Genomic DNA, 4,895 nt, shown 5'->3' on the forward strand with positions numbered 1-4,895 from the left:
GTCGTCGTGCTGCCCGGTTCGCGCGCCACCGTCGACGACCTCGCCTGGCTGCGCGAGCGCGGCCTGGACACGGCGGTCGCGGCGCGCGCGGCGGCCGGACGGCCCGTGCTCGGCATCTGCGGCGGCTACCAGATGCTCGCGGAGTCCATTGTGGACGACGTCGAGTCCGGTGCCGGTCCGGTGTCCGGACTCGGTCTGCTGCCGACGCGGGTGGCGTTCGCCGCGGAGAAGGTGCTGGCCCGGCCGTCAGGGGAGTGGCGCGGAAACCCGGTGCGCGCCTACGAAATCCACCACGGTTCGGTGACCGCGCCAACCGAGCTGGAGTCCTTTCTGGACGGCGTGCGCGCCGGATCGGTGTGGGGCACGATGTGGCACGGCGCCTTCGAGAACGACGCCTTCCGCCGCGCATGGCTCACCGAAGCGGCGGCGCAGGCGGGCGTCGGCTGGACGCCCGTGCCCGATGCGCCCGGTTTCGGGGAACTGCGCGAGGAAATGCTCGACAAGCTGGCGGACGCGATCGACGAGCACCTGGACGCGGCGACGCTGCTCGCGTTGCTCGAACGGGGCGCGCCGGCGGGACTTCCGTTCGTCCCGCCGGGCGCCCCCTAGTCAAGCGGTGACGGCGGTCTTCTTCGTGAGCGCCTTCTCCGCGAAGGCGCCGAAAGCCAGGCCCAGGGCCAGCCACAGCGTCACCTGCGTGCCGACCGACGCCGTGCGGAAGCTCCACAGCGTCGACGCCGGGAACTCGGCCGGGACCTCGTCGACCACCGGCATCAGCCAGGCCACCACGCCGATCACGACGAGGTAGCCCGCCGCCGCGAGGAGGAAGCCGTTCCAGGCGCCGAAGCGGTCGGCCAGCTTGCGGCCGAACACCGTCGCGAGGATGCCCGCGAGCAGGGACACCGCGACGAACCCGAAGTACAGCTCGGTGCGCGCGCCGATCGTGCCCGGCTGGCCCACCGCCGGCGGGTTGGCCGGGTATTTCAGGAACGGCACCAGGAACACCACGGCGAACGCGCCCGCCGTGAGCAGCAGCGCCGTAACGCGGGGGCGCAGGCTGCCGAGGCGGCCTTGGGCGAACGCGAAGGCGAGCGAGAGCAGGCCGCCGATCGCCACGCCGTAGACCAGGACGCCGGTGAGCAGCCCGAGGGTGCTCTGGACGTCCCGGGGGACCAGCTCCTCTTCGTGCTCTTCGGCGGGCGCGGCGCCGGCGTCGTGCGAATGGGAATGGGAGTGACCGCCGGACTCCTCGAGGCCGATGGCGGTGTTCACCGACGGCTCACCGAAGGCGTAGGCGAACCCGAACGCGAGCACGCCGGCGATCAGGCCCGCGAGCATGCCGCGGACCAGCAGGGTCTTCATCATGGGAGCGCGCCCGCCGCTCAGTGGCAGGGGAAGGCCAGCAGGTGCCGGCCGTCGTGCACGAACTCGTGGACGTAGGAGTTCGCGAAGACCGCCATCGCGCCCTGCTCGGCGCTGACGAAGTACAGCGCGATCAGGGCGAGGAGCACCACGAACACCGCCCACGGGACGATCTCGCGGATCGGGATGCGGATCGGGAGCGGGACGGCGGGAGCTGCCGTGTGGGACATGGGCGTGGCCTCCTCGGGCTTTCGCGGCCTCATCGGGGTCGGTCACGAGGGTCCGGGTCTGGCTTCCCCCTGGCGGGGGTCACAGTGGCGCGACCGCGCGGACTTGCACCGCGTTCCGGAATCTCCTCGTCTGGCCGGTTGAGCGTAGGTCCGCCGTTCCGGCCCCGTCAATGTGACAATGCCGCGGTGACTCGAATGGTGGCGGCCCTCGATGTGGGCGGGACGACGATCAAGGCGGCGTTGCTCGACGAGCAGCTGCGGCCCCAGGCGGCACTGCGGGCGGAGACGGCGCGCAGCGCGGACGGGACGGCGCTGGCGGCGCAGGTCGTGGACATCGTGGCCGCACTGGCCGAGCAGGCGGGCACCGGGCGGCCCGCCGCCGTCGGCGTCGTGGTGCCCGGGATCGTCGACGAGGAGACCCGGATCTGCCACTTCTCCGCCAACCTCGACTGGCGCGAGGTGCACTTCGGCGAGCTCCTGGAAGAACGGCTCGGGCTGCCGGTGGCGTTCGGGCACGACGTGACCGCGGGCGGCATCGCCGAGTTCCGGGTCGGCGCCGGGCAGGGCGCGACGAACGCGGCGTTCATCCCGGTCGGCACCGGGATCGCGGCCGCGCTGCTGCTCGACGGCCGGATCCACCGCGCGCACGGGCAGGCGGGCGAGGTCGGGCACATCGACGTCGGTCACCCCGGCAAGTGCGGCTGCGGCGCGACCGGCTGCCTGGAGGCGATCTCGTCGGCGGCGTCGATCGCGCGCCGCTACACCGAGCGCACCGGCCGCCCGGCCGACGGCGCCCGCGAAGTCGTGGAGCTGGCCCGCGGCGGCGACGAGGTCGCGGTCGCGGTGGTCCAGGACGCCCTCGACGGTCTCGGCCACGGCATCCGGACGCTGCTGACGCTGCTCGGCCCGGAGGTGATCGTGCTGGGCGGCGGCCTGTTCACCGCGGCCGACTACGTGCTGGAGCCGGTGCGCGAGTGGCTGGCGGCGCACCTGACGTTCCAGAAGATGCCGGAGCTGCGGATCGCGAAGCTGGGCGACGAAGCCGGCCGCCTCGGCGCCGGCCTGCTGGCCTTCGACCTGCTGGACGCCTGAGCCAGGACCGGACCCGGGGGCGCGGCGAGTGCCCGGCCGGTCCGGCGACTACGCCAGCAGGACGTCGACCCCGGCCGCTTCGAAGGCCTCGATGTGGCCGGGGTCCGCGCCCGAATCGGTGATCAGCCGGTCGACCGCCGCCGTGTCGCAGATGCGGGCGAAGGCGTGGCCGCCGAGCTTGCCGCTGTCCGCGATCACCACCACGTGCCGCGCCCGCGAGGCCATCAGCCGGTTGATGCTCGCCTCGCCTTCGTGGTGGGCGTACGCGCCGCGCTCGGCGTCGAACGCGTCCACGCCGAGGAACACCAGGTCGAGGGTGATCTGGTCGAGGAAGAGGCTCGCCAGTGGCCCGGTCAGCTCGAAGGAGTGCTGCCGGGCGACGCCGCCGGTCACCACGATCTTGATGTGCGGGCGCACCGCCAGCTCGTGGGCGATGTTGAGCGCGTTGGTCACCACGGTCAGCGCCGGTGAGCCGTCCCGGCCCGGCGGTTCCGGGCGCAGCGCGAGCGCGCGGGCGACCTGGGTGCTCGTCGTGCCGCCGTTGAGCCCGATCACCATGCCGCGTTCGGCCAGGCGGGCGGCGGCGGCGCTGATGCGCTGCTTTTCGGGGGCGTTGCGCGCGGCCTTGTGCCGCAGCGGCAGGTCGTACGCCACGTTGCTGGCCACCGCGCCGCCCCGGGTGCGGGTCAGCAGCTGGCGCCCGGCCAGGTGGTCCAGGTCGCGCCGGATCGTCGCGGCGGAGACGTCGAGCTCTTCGGCGGAGGCCTCGACGTCGATCTTTTCCCGCTGCCCCACCATGTCCAGCAGTGCGCTGAGCCGTTCGTGCCGGTCCAAGCCCATCCCTCCGCAGCACCTTCCGAATCTGCAAAGGTACTACGCGGAAGCGAAAACGCGGGCCCCGAGCGGGGCCCGCGTTCTCGTGCCTAGCGGATCAGAACCACCACTGCGACTTGCCGCCCGCGATGAAGTCCCACAGCTGCAGCCGCGTGCCGTTGGCGCCCACCGAACCCTCGGCGGTCAGGTAGCGCGGGCTGGCCGGGGTCTGCTGGCGCAGGTAGCCCTCGGGGATCTCGGTCAGGCTCCACCACTGGTTCTTGCCACCGGCCTGGAAGTCCCAGAGCTGGATCTTGGTGCCGTTCTTGCCGATCGAGTTCGCGTCGGCGTCGAGGTACCGGCCGCTCTGGTAGTTCTGGAACCGGAAGTAGCCCTCCGGGTTCTGCGTCAGCCACCACGCCTGGTTGGCGGCGGTGTCGTTGCAGTCCCAGAGCTGCACCTTGGTGCCGTTGGCGTTGATGGTGTTCAGGTCGGCGTCCCAGCAGCGGCCGAAGGCCACGGACTCGATGAGGTACGGGCCCGGGTCGACGGCCGCGGCGGCCATCGTGTTCGTCGACTTCTTCTGCTGGACGCCGGCCACCTTCGCCGGGCGCAGCTTGAGGTCGCCGATCGACGTGACCGCGGTGCCCTTGCCGTCGGTGGGCGCGGCACCGGCCTGCGGCACGGCGACCAGGCCGAACAGCCCCGCGGTCGCCGCGACCGTCACCATCAGGCGCTTCATCTTCGTCATCGTTCCCCTTTTCGGATCATCGGTGTGCTGACGACGAAGGCGCGCGGCAACCGGCGCCGGACCGTCGTGGCCCGGCGCTGGAACGTGCCGGCGATTCCCCCTCGTCGAGACCGCGAACCCCCGAAAGCGGTCTCTGGAGCCATCATTCAGGGCCCGTCGGTCCCCGTCGAGAAGATTTCCCGGAGAGGCAAAAACCCAGGTCAGATATGTAACGGAACGAGATCTTCACCCGATGGAGGGGCAAAAGACCCGGGGGAATCGTGCGCATCGAACTGACGTTGCCGGACCTCGTCCGCGTCGGCCTCGCCGCCGCGGCCGACCCGATGGGTGAGCTGGCCGCGAGCCTGCAGGTCCTGCAGCGGCGCGACGGCGGCCGGAACGCGGCTTCGGCGGCGTTCAACCGGTGGCGCTACCGGGTGTGGCAGGGCCTGCCGGACTCCGCGGCGGTGCTGATGTGGCTCTGCCGCCCGGACGCGCCGATCCCGGAGTTCCTGGTGCCCGCGGCGGGCCGCTACGACCTCGAGACGGGTCTCGCGGCGGTGCTGAAGGCGGACTCGGTGAGCCTCAAGGCCGCGCTGCGCACGGCGCCGGCCGACCGCGACCTGCCGGCGTGGGCGGCCGCCTTCGCCGACGGCGACACCGCCGGC

5 protein-coding genes and 2 pseudogenes are annotated in these 4,895 nt (G+C 72.4%); 3 read left to right on the forward strand and 4 right to left on the reverse strand.

The genetic code is table 11. The annotated features are described in order from the left end of the window. Positions 1-609 (forward strand): annotated as a pseudogene (locus G3I65_RS17050) (cobyric acid synthase CobQ); the annotation flags it as partial. Here G3I65_RS17050 and G3I65_RS17055 read toward each other — a convergent pair. Then, positions 610-1,365: a CbtA family protein gene (locus G3I65_RS17055; RefSeq protein WP_160696997.1), complete on the reverse strand. Its 756-nt coding sequence runs from the start codon at positions 1,363-1,365 to the stop codon at positions 610-612. It abuts the pseudogene before it with no gap. 17 nt (positions 1,366-1,382) lie between these two features. After that, positions 1,383-1,592: a CbtB-domain containing protein gene (locus tag G3I65_RS17060; protein ID WP_125313474.1), complete on the reverse strand. Its 210-nt coding sequence runs from the start codon at positions 1,590-1,592 to the stop codon at positions 1,383-1,385. 195 nt (positions 1,593-1,787) lie between these two features. Between G3I65_RS17060 and G3I65_RS17065 the strand changes: the two genes are divergently transcribed. Continuing rightward, positions 1,788-2,684 carry an ROK family protein gene (locus G3I65_RS17065; protein WP_160696999.1) on the forward strand — a complete coding sequence of 299 codons (897 nt, stop codon included), beginning with the start codon at positions 1,788-1,790 and terminating at the stop codon, positions 2,682-2,684. A gap of 48 nt (positions 2,685-2,732) precedes the next feature. Here the strand turns inward: G3I65_RS17065 and G3I65_RS17070 are convergent, their stop codons facing one another. Continuing rightward, complete coding sequence (locus G3I65_RS17070) at positions 2,733-3,524, reverse strand: DeoR/GlpR family DNA-binding transcription regulator (protein ID WP_375336688.1); 792 nt, start codon at positions 3,522-3,524, stop codon at positions 2,733-2,735. A gap of 91 nt (positions 3,525-3,615) precedes the next feature. Beyond that, on the reverse strand, positions 3,616-4,248 hold the full coding sequence (locus tag G3I65_RS17075; protein WP_160696998.1) for an RICIN domain-containing protein: 633 nt from the start codon (positions 4,246-4,248) through the stop codon (positions 3,616-3,618). 260 nt (positions 4,249-4,508) lie between these two features. On the opposite strand from G3I65_RS17075, the pseudogene G3I65_RS17080 reads away from it, so the two are divergent. Beyond that, positions 4,509-4,895, forward strand: a pseudogene (locus tag G3I65_RS17080) (ArsR family transcriptional regulator); the annotation flags it as partial.

The organism is Amycolatopsis sp. SID8362, from assembly GCF_010550475.1.
GTDB lineage: Bacteria > Actinomycetota > Actinomycetes > Mycobacteriales > Pseudonocardiaceae > Amycolatopsis > Amycolatopsis eburnea.

Excerpts from the sequence above, each read along its gene's own strand:
- G3I65_RS17070 (WP_375336688.1), bottom strand. The coding sequence starts at position 3,524 with ATGGGCTTGGACCGGCACGAACGGCTCAGCGCACTGCTGGACATGGTG.
- G3I65_RS17055 (WP_160696997.1), bottom strand. The coding sequence starts at position 1,365 with ATGATGAAGACCCTGCTGGTCCGCGGCATGCTCGCGGGCCTGATCGCC.
- G3I65_RS17060 (WP_125313474.1), bottom strand. The coding sequence starts at position 1,592 with ATGTCCCACACGGCAGCTCCCGCCGTCCCGCTCCCGATCCGCATCCCG.
- G3I65_RS17075 (WP_160696998.1), bottom strand. The coding sequence starts at position 4,248 with ATGACGAAGATGAAGCGCCTGATGGTGACGGTCGCGGCGACCGCGGGG.
- G3I65_RS17065 (WP_160696999.1), top strand. The coding sequence starts at position 1,788 with ATGGTGGCGGCCCTCGATGTGGGCGGGACGACGATCAAGGCGGCGTTG.